The 13,689-nt window shown below is 37.1% G+C and carries 9 protein-coding genes and 1 tRNA gene; 3 read left to right on the forward strand and 7 right to left on the reverse strand.

Annotated elements, in window-relative coordinates; genetic code table 11:
* Nucleotides 1-95: 95 nt before the first annotated feature.
* From ABJF08_RS03395 to porU, 7 genes are all read right to left on the reverse strand, one after another.
* Nucleotides 96-779 (reverse strand): SDR family oxidoreductase, encoded by a 684-nt coding sequence (locus ABJF08_RS03395; RefSeq protein ID WP_348114636.1) that lies wholly within the window; start codon nt 777-779, stop codon nt 96-98.
* A complete protein-coding gene (locus ABJF08_RS03400) occupies nt 772-1,773 on the reverse strand; it encodes a M20/M25/M40 family metallo-hydrolase (RefSeq protein ID WP_348114637.1) in 1,002 nt (333 codons plus the stop codon). Before ABJF08_RS03400 ends, ABJF08_RS03395 begins: the two co-directional genes overlap by 8 nt.
* 143 nt (nt 1,774-1,916) lie before the next feature.
* Nucleotides 1,917-3,560 carry a pyruvate dehydrogenase complex dihydrolipoamide acetyltransferase gene (locus tag ABJF08_RS03405; protein WP_348114638.1) on the reverse strand — a complete coding sequence of 548 codons (1,644 nt, stop codon included), beginning with the start codon at nt 3,558-3,560 and terminating at the stop codon, nt 1,917-1,919.
* Nucleotides 3,561-3,563: 3 nt separating this feature from the next.
* On the reverse strand, nt 3,564-4,562 hold the full coding sequence (gene pdhA / locus ABJF08_RS03410) for a pyruvate dehydrogenase (acetyl-transferring) E1 component subunit alpha (protein WP_348114639.1): 999 nt from the start codon (nt 4,560-4,562) through the stop codon (nt 3,564-3,566).
* Nucleotides 4,563-4,714: 152 nt separating this feature from the next.
* Complete coding sequence (gene cdd, locus ABJF08_RS03415) at nt 4,715-5,197, reverse strand: cytidine deaminase (protein WP_348114748.1); 483 nt, start codon at nt 5,195-5,197, stop codon at nt 4,715-4,717.
* 3 nt (nt 5,198-5,200) lie between these two features.
* Nucleotides 5,201-6,355, reverse strand: a complete 1,155-nt coding sequence (porV, locus tag ABJF08_RS03420) for a type IX secretion system outer membrane channel protein PorV (protein ID WP_348114640.1) — start codon at nt 6,353-6,355, stop codon at nt 5,201-5,203.
* A 43-nt stretch (nt 6,356-6,398) separates the two neighbouring features.
* Nucleotides 6,399-10,244 carry a type IX secretion system sortase PorU gene (porU, locus tag ABJF08_RS03425; RefSeq protein ID WP_348114641.1) on the reverse strand — a complete coding sequence of 1,282 codons (3,846 nt, stop codon included), beginning with the start codon at nt 10,242-10,244 and terminating at the stop codon, nt 6,399-6,401.
* Nucleotides 10,245-10,440: 196 nt separating this feature from the next.
* Between porU and gldJ the strand changes: the two genes are divergently transcribed.
* From gldJ to ABJF08_RS03440, 3 genes are all read left to right on the forward strand, one after another.
* A complete protein-coding gene (gene gldJ, locus ABJF08_RS03430; protein WP_348114642.1) occupies nt 10,441-12,132 on the forward strand; it encodes a gliding motility lipoprotein GldJ in 1,692 nt (563 codons plus the stop codon).
* A gap of 75 nt (nt 12,133-12,207) precedes the next feature.
* Nucleotides 12,208-13,473: a UDP-N-acetylmuramoyl-tripeptide--D-alanyl-D-alanine ligase gene (gene murF / locus ABJF08_RS03435; protein ID WP_348114643.1), complete on the forward strand. Its 1,266-nt coding sequence runs from the start codon at nt 12,208-12,210 to the stop codon at nt 13,471-13,473.
* 77 nt (nt 13,474-13,550) lie between these two features.
* Nucleotides 13,551-13,623: transfer RNA gene (locus ABJF08_RS03440), tRNA-Phe, on the forward strand.
* Nucleotides 13,624-13,689 lie beyond the last annotated feature (66 nt).

Consider the following 13,689-nt stretch of genomic DNA (forward strand, 5'->3'; position numbering starts at 1 on the left):
ACTGGGTAATAATCGTTCTCGACTGCCGCTCGAACTGACATCTCAAAAATCAAAAATCTGATATCGTTAATCTGCAATCGTTGATCGATATTCCTTTAAGGAGTACTACTACTTACTTCTAAAACTTTACCATTATAGAATTTATTACCAGTTAAGGCAAAATTCATGATATAAGCTGCCATTTCTGTTGCCGTTAATGGCGCCTTATATCCTGGGAATGCTTCTTCTAGCATTTCAGTTTGTACGGCTCCTAAGGCAAGTGTGTTGAATGATGGTCCGTTTTCTTTATATTCTTCTGCTAAGAGCTCAAAAAGGGTGATTACGGCTGCTTTTGCGCTAGAGTATGCTGCAAGTCCAGGGAATTTTGCACTTCCTTGAACACCTCCCATAGAACTTATAGCGATTACATGTGAGTCATTATTCATAGCCGGCAGTAAAGCCTGTGTTAATGCTGCTACACCAAAAACATTTACCGCATAACATTGCTGAAAGTCCTGAGCTGTTAGTTGCTCAAAAGGTTTATTAACCAACATACCTGCATTATGAATAACGACATCTATGCGATCCCATTTTTTCAATATCTCATTTGCTGCATGATCGATATTAGACTGATCACTTAAATCGGTTGCAATAGCAAGGACTGTATTACGTTCTAGAGCTTGTACGGAAGCAATCTTTCGCGAAAGCGCTATCACCTCATGTCCAGCATTAGAAAGTAGTTGAGTAAGCTCAAAGCCTATACCACGACTAGTTCCTGTAATTACTATTCTTTTACTCATTTGTTGCAGGTGTTAATTTTAATTTTTTTCCGTTAACGACACTAAACACACCTGGCATAACCGCGTTTACTAACTGCGCCATGTGATCTGTATTTACCTGTGTCGTATCATCTCCTACTTTATGGTAGTGATCAAAATTTGTGAAATCAAATGTGCTGAAGGTTTGAGAAGGAACGTTAAACGCCTCAAAAAACGGATAGTTATCTGATCTTTTAAATAGATTAAACTTTGCCGCTTGATCTAGTTTACCAGTAACCACACGATTAATGTTTGCGTCGTTAAAAACAGCTGCCATGTTGGATCCATCGTGCCCTGTTAAATAAGCAATATATGGACGGTTTACCATAGGTGTTCCTGTCATTTCAAAATTAAGCATTGCTACCACATTTTCACCTTCTTCTTTCATACGGTTAGCAAGGTGCTTAGAACCTAGAAGTCCTTTTTCTTCTGCAGAGAATAATGCAAAAACAACCGTTCTTCTATTAAAATCTATCTCTTGAAAATTAGCCGCTAGAGCTAGAACAGACGCTGTACCTGTCGCGTTATCGTTTGCACCGTTTGCAATACTATCACCAGCTACTGCTTGTAATATACCTATATGATCATAATGAGCACCTATAACGACCACTTCATCCTTTAATGCTTTATCAGACCCTGGAATCATGGCTACTACGTTAAAGGCCTTTTTACCTTTTGCATCAAAGTTATCTAGATAAGCCCCTTTATATGATGCTATACCCATTTCTTGAAAACGCTCTGAAAGATATGCAGCCGCTTTTTCTATACCTTCTGATCCTGTATCACGACCTTTTAAATCGTCACTTGCAAGAAAAGCTACATCTTGTGCTATTTGAATAGCATTTACTTTAGGAAACTTAAGTTCATTAATTTTTTCTACATTATCCATAGCCTTAGAGACAGTGTCTATTTTCTTAGTAGAACTACATGATGCTAGAATCGCTGCGGTGGAAAGTAGAAATATAATTTTTTTCATGACTGTTTTTTAGTTGAAGTAAAGATAGTTATTTAGTTAAAGAGTAAAGAGCAGATATGTAGTATGATATATTTAAAAAGAGAAATCAAAAAAGCCAAATCTTATGATTTGGCTTTTAAATAATAATTTATGAATCTTATTGATTACATGTACATAACAATTGGGTTCTCAATATAAGACTGGAATGTCTGTAAGAATGCAGCACCTGTTGCTCCATCTACAGTTCTATGATCACAAGCTAGTGTAATCTTCATCACATTACCTACTACTATCTGACCGTCTTTTACAACTGGTTTTTGAACAATAGCTCCTACAGACATAATTGCACTGTTAGGCTGGTTAATGATAGAAGTAAACTCTGTAATACCGAACATACCAAGGTTAGAAATAGTAAATGTACTTCCTTCCATTTCTTTAGGTTGTAATTTCTTATTACGTGCTTTACCTGCAAGTTCTCTTACCTTACCACCTATTTGCTGCATACTCATCTGGTCTGCAAATGGTAACACTGGTACAAGAAGACCGTCATCTACAGCAACCGCTACACCTATATGGATGTGCTTTGCTATAATAGTATTCTTATCTGTCCACTGTGTATTCACTTTAGGGTGTAATCTCAACGCCATTGCTGCCGCTTTAATTAACATATCATTAAAGCTAATTTTTGTATCAGGTAGTTGATTAATTGCTTTTCTACTAGCGATAGCATTATCCATATCTAGATCTAGACCTAAATAATAATGAGGCGCTGTAAATTTAGACTGACCTAAACGTTTTGCAATTGTTTTTCTCATTTGAGAATTAGGAACTTCTTCAAAAGTTTCTGTTCCTACCGATACGAAAGAGCTACCAGATGATGCAGCTGCAGCACTAGGTGTAAAACTCTCTATATCACTTTTTACAATACGTCCGTTTTCTCCTGATCCAGAAACCTGACTTAAATCTATTCCTTTCTCTTCAGCCATTTTCTTTGCAAGTGGAGAAGCAAAAATGCGCCCACCAGTTGCAGTTGAGTTAGAAGTCTTGTTAGAAGAAGACGCTACTGGAGCAGCCTCTTTCTTAACTTCTTCTTTTTTAGGCTCTGCCTTTGGAGCTTCTTGCTTAGGCTCTTCTTTCTTAATTTCTTTTTTAGGAGCAGCAGCTTTATCCATGCTTATTCCTGAAACGTCAGTTCCTGCAGGGCCTATAATAGCCAAAAGGGTATCTACCTTTGCGGTTTCACCTTCTTGGATTCCTATTTTAAGTAGCGTACCACTGTTGAAAGATTCAAATTCCATCGTCGCCTTATCAGTTTCGATTTCAGCAAGGATATCTCCTTCTTCTACAGTATCACCTTCTTGTTTTAACCATGAAGCTACAGTTCCTTCCTCCATTGTGTCGCTAAGACGAGGCATGTTAACGATAACAACACCATCTGGAATATCAGAACTCGCACTAGATTCTTCTTTATCTTCTGAAGACGCTTCTTCTTTTGAATCTGCATCTACTTTAGTTTCTTCACTAGCTTCAGAACTTGAATCACCCTCTAGCAAGCTAGAAATATCTTCACCTTCTTCCCCTATAATACATAGCAATTGATCAACAGGAGCAGTTTCTCCTTCTTGAACACCTATGTGCAGTAAAGTACCGTTTTGGAATGATTCAAATTCCATGGTAGCTTTATCAGTTTCAATTTCTGCAAGGATATCTCCTTCTTCCACCTTATCACCTACTTTCTTCAACCACGCAGCTACAACACCTTCTTCCATGGTGTCACTTAAACGTGGCATGTTAACTATCTCTGCCATAACTTATGATTTTGCTGGTAAAAATGGATAATCTTCTTGTTCATATACAGCGTCATACATCACACTTTGTTCTGGGAACGGTGACTCTTCCGCAAATTTCTCACATTCTGCAACACGCTCTTTAACACGTTTTGCAACATCTTTAAAGTGATCTTCAGACATACCGTGATCGCTCATCAATCTATCCTTCACTTGCGTGATAGGATCTATTTTCTGATATTCTGCCACCTCGTCTTTAGTTCTATATTTTTGAGCATCACTCATAGAGTGACCTCTGTAACGGTAAGTTTTTAATTCTAAGAAAGTTGGTCCACCACCTGAGCGAGCTCTTTCAATTGCTTCAGACATCGCCTCGGCAACTTTTTCTGGATCCATGGCGTCTACTGGTCCACACGGCATTTCATAACCTAGACCTAGTTTCCATATATCTGTATGGTTTGCAGTACGAGCAACACTTGTACCCATCGCATAACCATTATTCTCTACACAGAACACTACTGGTAAATTCCATAACATAGCAAGGTTAAACGCTTCGTGCAAAGAACCCTGACGTGCAGCACCATCACCAAAAAAGGTAAGTGTAACAGCGTTAACACCGTGAAATTTATCACCGAAAGCGATTCCAGCACCTAGAGGTATCTGTCCTCCTACGATACCATGACCACCATAAAAACGGTGTTCTTTAGAAAAAATATGCATAGAACCACCTAATCCTTGAGAAGTACCAGTTGCTTTACCATAAAGCTCTGCCATTACTCTTTTAGGGTCTACGCCCATTCCTATAGGCTGTACGTGATTACGGTATGCGGTAATCATTTTATCCTTTGTCAGATCCATTGCGTGTAATGCTCCTGCAAGAATAGCTTCTTGACCATTGTATAGGTGCAAAAATCCACGTACTTTTTGTTGGATATAAACCTGAGCTAATTTGTCCTCAAACTTTCTCCAGAAAAGCATTTCCTCGTACCAGTTCAGTAAGACGTCTTTAGTGACTTTTTTCATGTAATTATATGTTAAGTGGTCCGCTTTCGCGAAAGCGGAACAAAGATCAAATATAAAGATCCTTTCCCAACTTTTGTCCAAGCTGCAGAACAAAAATAGACGAAAAAAGGGTAAGGAAAAACCTATTTATGGGTTAAAATTGTACGCAAACGTTATAGATAATTCTTATCAAACATAAGTGGCAATAAATCACTTAAAGAATCGGACTTTAAAACCTTGCCTGCAGCGCCCATAAAATAGAGCTCTATATCATTTTGCTGATTATTCTCATACTCAGCAATAGACTGCCTGCAAGCGCCACATGGCGGTACCGGCTTGTGAAAAGAATCGTCCTTAGGACTTGCGGTAATAGCCATTTTCAAAATCGCCACTCCAGGATATTGAGATCCTGCTGCAAATATAGCAACACGCTCTGCACATAATCCTGATGGATAAGCTGCATTCTCTTGATTATTACCGGTTATTATCTCACCGTTTTCTAGCAGCAATGCGCAGCCTACTGTAAAATTTGAGTAAGGAGCATATGCGCGGTGACGAGCCTCGATAGCCAGATCCATAAGTGAATGATCTTGTGTGGCGAGCTCTTCTATATTATCGTATACCTCGAGGGTAGTGTGTAGTTCTAATTTTTTGATAGTCTAGTATTCTGTGTATTCGTCACCGAAATTAAACGTAAGTCCAAATCTCAACGTCCCCTCTAATGGACTATTTACTCTACTTGTAGAGAAAAGGTAAGATAAATCAATGTTGATTTGAGAGAATTCAAATCCTGCTCCCATAGAAAGAAACTGTCTAGCTCCTTTATCATCTGCCTCGTTAAAATATCCAGCACGTAAAGCAAAAGCATCATTATAAGTATACTCTGCACCTAACGCCCACGTAAACTCTCTAAGCTCTTCACTGAATCCACCTGGCGCATCACCGAAGGACTGAAAAATACCTGAAATAAAAGCAACATCATCATCTTGCCCTTCAATAATCTCTCCTGTAGTATCGTCCAATATCGGCGGAGTAGGCACAAGAAGTTTATTCACCTCGGCAGTTACACCTATTTTACTGAAACCATCATTAAGGATAAAATCAAATCCACCACCTAAAGCTAGGTTAGTAGGAATAAAGTTTTCCTGACCACCAGCATCATAAGTAATTTTAGGGCCAATGTTAGATATATTAAATCCAGCTCTCCATCTACCATTAAAATCATTGTAAGCTTCTTCTTCTGACTGGTAATATCCAGAAACATCCACGGCAAAACTATTTGCCGCACTCGCATCACTATCAACACCCTGAATACGTAAATCAGATCTTAAGAAACGACCAGTTACCGCCATAGCAAACTGCTCACTCAATTTCAAAGAATAAGTACCATCAAGAACAAACTCATTTGGACTTTCTTCTCTACCTGGATCTGCAGCATCCTGGCGCAACGTAATAGAGCCTAAAGAAAAATACCTTAAACTACCAGCAAATGCACTTTGTTCATTTATTCTATTTGAATATACTAATTGAGCAATTGCGATATCATCTACTAAATTACCTAAGTAAGGAGTATAAGCTACACCAAATTTATGCTGCCTAGTACTGAAGGCATATTTTGCAGGATTCCATTGTTGAGACCATGCATCTGGACTAGTAGCCACACCCATATCTCCCATACCAGCAGCTCTAGGATCTCCAGCAATTCTTAAAAAAGGTAGTGCCGTTGTAATTACTCGAGTATCATTATCCTGAGCATTACTTACACTAGGTATTGCAAATGTTACTACTACGAAAAGTAAAAATATTTTCTTCATCAATAAAATTTATGCGGTGACAAATATATGTTAATCAATCTTATTATAAAATCACGAGCTTTTCTACTTTGCTCGCAGATTTATTAGTTAACGTAGATTTTACAGTTATCTTATAAATATAAACACCTTTCCCTAATCGCTGACCAAAATCGTCTCGTCCATCCCAAGTGATTTCTCTAGAAGTAAACCCTGTGGTCGTGATGTTTTGATTTTTACTCCAGACTACTTTACCACTTACAGTAATTACTTGAACCTGAACATCTAATGGCTCAAATGGCCTGTTATGATTGAACCAGAACTCAGTATACGTACTAAAAGGGTTAGGGTAATTTAAAACTCTAGTTAATTCTACACCGTCAGATTCTGAAACTACGAATTGAATCTCATTCATAGAACTATTATTATATGTGTCCCATGCGGTAACTTTTAAGGTATGCAATCCTGGCTCTATATCTCTAAGTGGAAAATACACTTTTCCTTGAGTAAAGTCATCTTCATTAGCTTCATAATAATCATTTAAAATAAATGGATTAGTCTCATCACCATCTAGCACACCAGTAATATCATGCCCTATTCCACTAGAGGTATTTATACCACTATCATCCGTTAAAAAAGCTAGCAAAAATGGATCACTATCTGTAACACCACCAGAAACGAAATTGGTATCATTCATAAACAACTCGATCTCTGGACCAATATCGTCTGTAGGCGCATTGAGGTTAATACCACCCACTTGAATATCTTGTGAATACCCATTTTGATCTTCTGGTACGTTATCTCTTTTTGCATAAAAAGAAACTCGCCCAGCACCTATAGGAATTTGTGTATCCCTAGGCATGATAAAATCAAATTCAAACTCTCCATTTGTAATAGTCGCCTGACCTCTAAAAAGAGCTTCTCCTAGTTGATCAAAGGGTAAAACGATTATGGGATCTCCAGCTACCGCAGTATCTCTAATGTTATCATTTGCCAAAGTTTGTCGACTGATATTTTTATCAAATACAGTTACAAAAAGAGTACCATTATAATCATTAATACGAGAACCTGAAACTGTTTGCACCTCTCCACCTAAAGACACACGGCCTAATGACTGTAATACGTCTGTATTAGTAGCAATAGGATTACCGTTAACAGTACTAAGAACTACGCGAGGTTTAGGAAAAGCTAATTTTAATGCTGGATCCCCAATAAAAGTAATAACTCTACGAGTGGAAGTAGATTGAAAACTAGGGTCAGTTTTTGCTAGTCGTAACGCTTCAGCCATAGAAACTGGTTCAACATTATCATAACCAAAAATGTACTGATCTAATATATTATTAAATCCAGCCCCTACATTAACAAAAATCAAACGGTTAGTTGCCACTGAAGCAATAGCTCCACCTTCTGGATTCAGATAAGTTAACTCACCACCACTAACACGCAACGGATTATCAAAACGTGTAAATTCACATGTTACCGAAATAAATAACGGTAGTGTATTAGGATTACGCAAATTCTGGACGAGCGACTGAGTTATAACAAACTCTCTTGCTAGTCCATCCTCATTTCCATGACCAAAATAATTTATCACTAAAGAACCTTGTTCAAAAGCATCTCTTATATCATTAACAGCATCTGGATACTTAGGACCACCAGCGGTACTAAATTGCTCATAACTATCTAATAATATCTTATTTACATTATAATCCGGTCTGTTTAAAAAGATCTCATCACCTAGATCATTTACATTTTCTTGCAATATTCTATCAGAAAGAATATCTACATCATCACCTATCAAAGCGATATTATTTCTCCATTTATTGAAAGCAGGCTCTGCAGTATAACTGATTACCTTATCCACCATCTCTCTAGCTTCTTGAATATCACTCACTATCATGCGCCCCACAGCAATGTCCATGAGATTATTTGCAGCGACTGTCCCCTCACCATTATCCATGAAAGCAAAAAAATCATCTGTACAAAAAGAAGCCGTTAATGAAGTGCTCTCTAAAGAAAGATAAGACGGTACAATATTATCTCTTACACTCAATCTATCCTTATAATCATAACTAGCATCACCGAATAAATTTACAAACTGCACCCTATTTGTTGGTGAGGATGCATTGTCATAAACATACCTCACAAAATTCCTGATAGCACTTAAATCTTGTCTACCCTCAGAAAACTCGTTATAAATCTCTTGCAATGTCACCACTTTGGTATTTAGATTACTCTCAGCGATATGATAATTTGCAAGTCGTTGTGCTTCTGACTGTAAAAATTCAGCTGTAATAATTAAGTAATCTATATCTCTAAAACTACCTGATCGGTCGTTAAAAATAGTCCCTTTTAAATTCTGATTTACAACAGTACTATTTCTTGCGCTTACTACATTGTAAATATCTGAAGGATCAACAGCTAGATACTCTTTAGCTTGCCCACCATTATCAGTAAAAGAAAAAGTAGCGTCTTGTAAATTATTAGTAACCTTACGTACATTATTAACATCAGTTATATCCCATACCTCGCTTATTTGAGAAGCATTAGAAAACTGATATTCCACCACACCACTTTGCGATGCAGCATTAGGCACGTCAAATCTAAATTGTTCGTCTTTACCAGTTAAACTTTGAGGTATCTCTAAACTTATGTAGTCCAAATAACCAGACGCACCAGGGTTCCCAGCATTATCATAAGACACATTAACAGATACCATATCAGAGCTAACACTAGCATTAGACACTAATAAAGTTGCTCTAGCCGCAGCACGTATATTCTGACCAACCACCCCATTTAAGGAAGAAGTACCTAGAGTTACATCGTTTAAACTAAAACTCATACTGGTATCGTTATCTGAAACTGCTCCAGTCGCTATTCTCACTATCGCAGGTAAATTACTTAGTACATTTTCAAACTCGAATTCAAAAACCTGCTCTGGCTCAAAATCAAAACGCTCACCGTACCATACACGACCTATAGAAGCTATGTTTACCAGATCTACCTCATGGTGTTGCCTAGCATAATAGTAATCATAAGTAATAGTCGGCGTTGCACTAGGCTGCACAAATGGTAAAATACGCTTCCCAATAACCCCATCTACCGTTAGATAATAAAAAGACTCATCTGTATAAGGATTAATAAAACTATCATTTTCACTAACATAATCTGTATCTGTAGCAATTCCGTAAAACAAGATCTCATCTCCATTATCAAACCTACCATCTTCACTACCTGTAACAGTAATCGCAACCTCTGGAGAATCAAATAATTGGTCGTCACTATTTACTAGAGGCAACGAAGTACCTCCTTGTCCATAAACCTTAATTCTAGAAGGATCAATAGAATTTACATCTATACCTAAATTGGATAAAAAAGACCTACTTATTCTATTTACACCGGTTCGCTCTACCCTAAATCGGTACCAATTTCCAGAAGCTAAAATAGAATTACTAAAACTTGCGTTTTTAACCTGAAATTGCGCCGGCGCATAAGAATAGCTATAATTAAAAGAAACCACCTTCTTATATTGATTACCATCTTTATATATTGGAGAAATTTTAAGTTGAGCATAGTTACGCTTTCGCGAAAGCGCATTTCTTAAAGTGTATTGAAATCCAATAGAAATTTGTGATGGATTTAACTGTCCGAGATCTGTTGCGCTTATCGTCTCTGTTCTCAAATTTGTTATCTCAACAGAGAATTCATTAACTTTTTGATTTATTTCAAAACTTTTTATCCAAAACAAATTTTGCCCATCAAAACTGTGATTTTCTTCAAAAAACGGCACCTTAATTTGCTGATTACCGATATCAAAGGACTCCAAGTCCTTCCAGTCAATTACCTCTCGACCACTTTGAGCAAGCGCGCTAGCATTAAGAAGTAAAATTATTAAGTAGAAAAAATGCTTCATCGATACACTAACGACAGTTAATATTAATTAGTATTTAAAAATATTCACAAAATTTTAAGATAACGCATAATAATCGCAATTCGTCGTCGTTTAATATGCTTGAACGACAAATGTAACGCGAATTATATGAAATAATGCTTTCGTATTAGATTGAAATAATTATATTGCGACTCATTTTTCAAAACAAATTCTTAAAATGAAGAAGTACTTTGCAGTAAAAGCAGTCTTTACTCTCTTCGCCGGAATGGCGATAGTGAGTTGTGGTGGTGGTGGAAACGACTATACATCCACATCTCGTGGAACCGGTTGGGACGTCACCGGTAAAAACGGATTTGAACTAAACACAAAATATAAAGAACAAGATACAGGCCCTGGTCTTGTCTTTGTAGAAGGTGGAACATTCACGATGGGTCGTGTAAAAGATGACCCTATGCATGATTGGAACAATACTCCTAATCAACAGCATGTTCAATCTTTTTACATTGATGAAACTGAGGTTACTAACGGTATGTACCTTGAGATGTTAGAATACATTAAAGCTGTATTCCCACCGGAAGATGAAGAATATCGTAACATCTATAACGGTGCAGTTCCTGATACATTAGTATGGAGAAACCGTTTAGGTTACAATGAAGAAATGACTAAAAACTACTTACGTCATCCAGCTTACCAAAACTATCCAGTAGTAGGTGTAACATGGATACAGTCTGTAGAATATGCTAACTGGAGAACTGATCGTGTAAACGAATTAATTCTTAACGAACAAGGTTACACTTCTAAAGACGCTCTAGCAAATCAAGAGGCTGGCGCAACATTTAGTACTGAAACTTATTTAAACGCTCCGACTCTAACTTACGGTGGTGACGAAGAAAAGACAAAAGGTGGTAAAAGATCTGAACAGTTAGAAAAGCAAAAAACAGCTAAAGCAGCTAAACAAGGTGATGGTACTGGAGAAGCAAGTGGCTTATATGTAACAAGAAAAGATGGTGTTATTTTACCAGGTTACAGACTACCTACTGAAGCTGAGTGGGAATATGCAGCTCTAGGTTTAGGAAGTGTACGTGAGTATAACGCATACCGTGGGAGAAAAAAATACCCTTGGGATGGACAATACACAAGAAGTGGAAAACGCAAAACTCGTGGTGACCACATGGCTAACTTCAAGCAAGGTGATGGTGATTACGGTGGTATAGCTGGATGGAGTGATGATGGTGCAGATATTACAGCTCCTGTTAAGTTTTATGAGCCTAACGATTTTGGTGTTTATGAAATGGCAGGTAATGTTTCTGAATGGGTTGCTGACGTTTACCGTCCTATGGTAGATGATGAGTTTAACGACTTTAACTATTACCGTGGTAATGTTTACACAAGAAACAAAATTGGTGCAGATGGAATGATTGCAATTGTTAGTGCAGACTCAATTCCTTATGACACTTTAAGTAATGGTAAAGTTATCGCTCGTGCATTGCCAGGTGAGATCCAGCAAGAAGCTATCGACGATGATGAGACTTATCTTAGAACTAACTTTGATAGAAGTGATAACCGTGACTTCCGTGATGGTGATGCTCAGTCTACTAAGTACTTTGATAAAAGAGATCGTCTAGATGATGAAAACAACAGAATGTACAATTCTCCTAATCACAGTGTAACTGCAGATTCTCTAGGTAACTTAGATCGTCAATACGACAAGGATACCAACAGAACTTCACTAATCAATAACGAAGTAAGAGTTATCAAAGGTGGATCATGGAGAGATAGAGCATACTGGTTAGACCCAGCAGCTAGAAGATCATACCCACAAGATATGGCTAAGGACGACTTAGGTTTCCGTTGCGCAATGTCTAGAGTAGGTTCTAAAGCAAAGAAAACTAAAAGACCTCGTAACTAATAAAACGAGACCTTTCATATTTACAAAGAAGCCCTTATTTTTAAGGGCTTTTTTAATACCCTAAATTGAAACTAAATGTTACAACAACTTCATCAAATATTCTTAAAATCTAGCGGAGTAAATACAGACACTCGCAGCATAGAAAAAGATCAATTATTCTTTGCTCTTAAAGGGGATAACTTTGATGGTAATCAATATATAGAACAGGCATTAAACAATGGCGCCATTCATGCCGTAAGCAGCAACACCATATGGTCTGAAGACCCTAGAGTAACCGTTGTGAAAAACACTCTTACCACACTACAAGAGCTAGCTACACACCACAGAAATCATCTTAACATTCCCATCATTGCACTAACAGGAAGCAATGGTAAGACTACGACTAAGGAACTTATACTATCCGTATTATCTAATCAATTTAAAGTTAAGGGAACCAAAGGGAATTTAAACAATCATATAGGCGTTCCGTTAACACTTCTTTCCTTCGACTCTAGTCTACAAGTAGGAGTGGTCGAAATGGGTGCAAATCACCCAAAAGAAATCGCAACACTATGCGAAATAGCACAACCTAACATAGGTCTTATAACTAATTACGGTAAAGCACATCTAGAAGGTTTTGGCAGCATAGAAGGCGTTAAAAATAGCAAAAGCGAACTCTACGACTACCTAAAAGAAAACAACGGAAAAGTCATTGTAGGTAAATGGGATCCTGAACAAATAGTCAGAACCGTAGGTATGAATCAATTTTTCACACCATCCAACACTAGAATTCATTCAAAAACCCCATACATACAATTTATCGTAGAAGATAATTTGATAAAAACACAGCTAACTGGTGTTTACAATTATCACAATGCATTATTTGCTTACACAGTAGGCAAACTAATGGAGATGCAAACAGAACAGATTATTTCAGGCATAGAAAACTACTCCCCTAAAAATAATAGGTCTCAAATTATTTTAAAAAACAACACCAAAATTATTCTAGACGCTTATAATGCAAACCCCAGCAGTATGAAAGTTGCTTTAGAAAATCTAGCCGCACAAGATTACATTCACAAAATTGCCATTTTAGGAGACATGTTTGAATTAGGAAAATATGCAAAAGAAGAACATCAAAATATTGCATACATATCGCAAAAACTAAAAATAAACGACGTTTATCTAATAGGAGAAAACTTTTTAAAATCAGAAATTAAAACTGCCGCGCAATTTAAAGACCTCACTGAATTTCTTATAAACACAGATATACACACTGAAAAAGAACAAGTTATATTAATAAAAGGATCTAGAGGAATGGGCTTAGAAAAAATACTAGAAAGTGACTCACTAAAAAATTAAAAATAATTTGAAAAAAAACACGAAAAAACTTTTTTCAAACAAAAAATGATGTAAATTTGCCACCGCTTACGAGCAATGGTACCTTAGCTCAGTTGGTAGAGCAAAGGACTGAAAATCCTTGTGTCCCTGGTTCGATTCCTGGAGGTACCACTTAAAAGCCCGATCTCATGATCGGGCTTTTTTATTTTAGATCAATACCATTCACCCTAATAAAAA

Source organism: Nonlabens sp., from assembly GCF_039941875.1.
Taxonomy (GTDB): Bacteria; Bacteroidota; Bacteroidia; order Flavobacteriales; family Flavobacteriaceae; genus Nonlabens.

What these genes read in the sequence shown, in the direction of transcription:
- porU (WP_348114641.1), bottom strand. Translation starts at nt 10,244, where the DNA reads ATGAAGCATTTTTTCTACTTAATAATTTTACTTCTTAATGCTAGCGCG.
- ABJF08_RS03405 (WP_348114638.1), bottom strand. Translation starts at nt 3,560, where the DNA reads ATGGCAGAGATAGTTAACATGCCACGTTTAAGTGACACCATGGAAGAA.
- ABJF08_RS03400 (WP_348114637.1), bottom strand. Translation starts at nt 1,773, where the DNA reads ATGAAAAAAATTATATTTCTACTTTCCACCGCAGCGATTCTAGCATCA.
- murF (WP_348114643.1), top strand. Translation starts at nt 12,208, where the DNA reads ATGTTACAACAACTTCATCAAATATTCTTAAAATCTAGCGGAGTAAAT.
- gldJ (WP_348114642.1), top strand. Translation starts at nt 10,441, where the DNA reads ATGAAGAAGTACTTTGCAGTAAAAGCAGTCTTTACTCTCTTCGCCGGA.
- ABJF08_RS03395 (WP_348114636.1), bottom strand. Translation starts at nt 779, where the DNA reads ATGAGTAAAAGAATAGTAATTACAGGAACTAGTCGTGGTATAGGCTTT.
- pdhA (WP_348114639.1), bottom strand. Translation starts at nt 4,562, where the DNA reads ATGAAAAAAGTCACTAAAGACGTCTTACTGAACTGGTACGAGGAAATG.
- porV (WP_348114640.1), bottom strand. Translation starts at nt 6,355, where the DNA reads ATGAAGAAAATATTTTTACTTTTCGTAGTAGTAACATTTGCAATACCT.